This is a genomic window from Micromonospora sp. ALFpr18c, from assembly GCF_008868155.1.
In the GTDB taxonomy this organism is placed as follows: Bacteria; Actinomycetota; Actinomycetes; order Mycobacteriales; family Micromonosporaceae; genus Micromonospora.
Window position 1 is genome coordinate 1 of sequence record NZ_WBKR01000377.1, and the last position, 1705, is coordinate 1705.

1 protein-coding gene is annotated in these 1705 nt (G+C 68.3%); it reads right to left on the bottom strand.

Annotated features, from left to right (window positions below; translation table 11 throughout):
• Nucleotides 1-123: 123 nt before the first annotated feature.
• Nucleotides 124-1065 (bottom strand): tyrosine-type recombinase/integrase, encoded by a 942-nt coding sequence (locus F8271_RS31195; RefSeq protein ID WP_151493360.1) that lies wholly within the window; start codon nt 1063-1065, stop codon nt 124-126.
• Between the last annotated feature and the right edge of the window lie 640 nt (nt 1066-1705).

The window sequence follows — 1705 nt, forward strand, 5'->3', positions numbered from 1 at the left end:
CTGCACCCCGACCGATTCAAGAAACGAGCCATCCATCAACTCGAAGCCATGGGATACCGCGTCACCCTGGAGAACGCGTCGTGAAGCGAACCAACCGCCTCTGACGCGAAGGGAATCTTCGCGTCAGCGGTCGGTGATGAGGCTGTTGACGGCGGCCTCACGGTCGGCTTCGGTGGGCAGGCTGTACGCCCGGGTGGTTTCAACTCGGGCGTGGCCCATGAGCTCGGCGACCAGGACGAGGTCGTGGCCCTCGCGGACGAGTCGGGTCCCGAAGGTATGGCGCAGGACGTGGCCGCCGGTGAAGTCGGCGGTGATGCCGGCCTCGTCGGCGATGGCGAGCAGGATGTCGTGGGCGCCGCGGTCGGAGAGCCGGCCACCGCGCTGGTTGAGTAGGAGCGCGGGGGCGTCGGCGCCGGCCAAAGTCGGCCGTTCGTGGTTGATCCAGCGGGCGAGATGCTCGCGGAGGTCGGCGTGGGCGGGGACTTCTCGGTACTTGCCGCCCTTACCAGCCCGGACGGTGATGACGCCCTTGCGGGCGGACAGCTGCACATCGTCCAGGTCGAGCGCGACGACCTCGCCCAGCCGAAGGCCAGCGTAGTACGGCAGCAGGGCGACAACGCGGTCTCGAGGGCTGAGCCACCGTTCGACGGTACGCAGCCAGCGCAGGCTATCGCGGCTATCGAGGGCGCGGGGCGCCCGTTTGGGCAGGTCGAGCCGGGCGGCGTTGGGGATGCCGAGGCCGAGGCGGATGTAGAAGTCGCCGAGCGCGGCGAGGGTGGTGTTGATCGTGGACGGCTTGCGCTTCGCGACGGTTTGCAGGTGGGCTCGGTAGTCGCGGACGGCGCCGTCGCGGGCGGCCGGTTCGGTAAGCGGGTCGCCGTCAACGTCGGCCGTGGCGAGCCAGGCGAGGTAGCCGCGGGCGCGGGAGGTGTAGGCGCGGCGGGTGTCGTCGTCGAGCATGGTCGCCTTGGCCAACTTTCCGGCGTACCGGTCAAGCACGGCCTGCAGGTGGGCGGGCAGCACGGCGGGGGCACGGCCGCGGCGCGGCGAACCCGTAACGGTCATGCCCGGGTCGGTGCGGTCGCGCGCTGGCGGGCCGCCGGGTCACGAGGCGACACCTTCCCCGAGGCTGCGCGGACGAGCACGGTCAGGATCCGCCGGGCACGGTCGTTGCCGGCCACCTCGGCCGCCCAGGTTTCGCACCGGACCGTGCACTCGCTCAGGTACTGATCGAGTGCACGGTCGAGTGTGGCAGGCGGCGAGGGCCTCGTGTTATCTGAAGTTGTTCCGGTGGTCTGCTGATCGCGCTGGCGCGTGTTATCTGAAGTCACGCGAGGAGGGTACTTCAGATAACCAGTCTTATCTGTAGTTGAGCGATCTAGGCCTTGGTGGTGACGCGGCGGGCCGTGGGCAGATCAGCGGTCGGCGCGTCGTGCCACAGTTCCGCATCTTGCCCGCCGGCGCGGCGACGGCGATGGGGCCGCCGAGGGTAAAGGCGCTGCGCTGGCCGAGTCCCGGGTGTCGACCTCCGCTATTCAGAGTAGATAGCGGGTATCGAGGGTGATCAAGGAAAGGTGCACCCGACCTGCAAGGATGTGGTTGTCTACGCCATGTCCTTTGTAGAAGCGGGTGCACCTTTCTGGTGAGCAAGTCTATCGGGTGGGATGACCGGCTGTCGGTGACGGCCACAGATAAGAACCTCGTC

Excerpts from the sequence above, each read along its gene's own strand:
- F8271_RS31195 (WP_151493360.1), bottom strand. The coding sequence starts at position 1,065 with ATGACCGTTACGGGTTCGCCGCGCCGCGGCCGTGCCCCCGCCGTGCTG.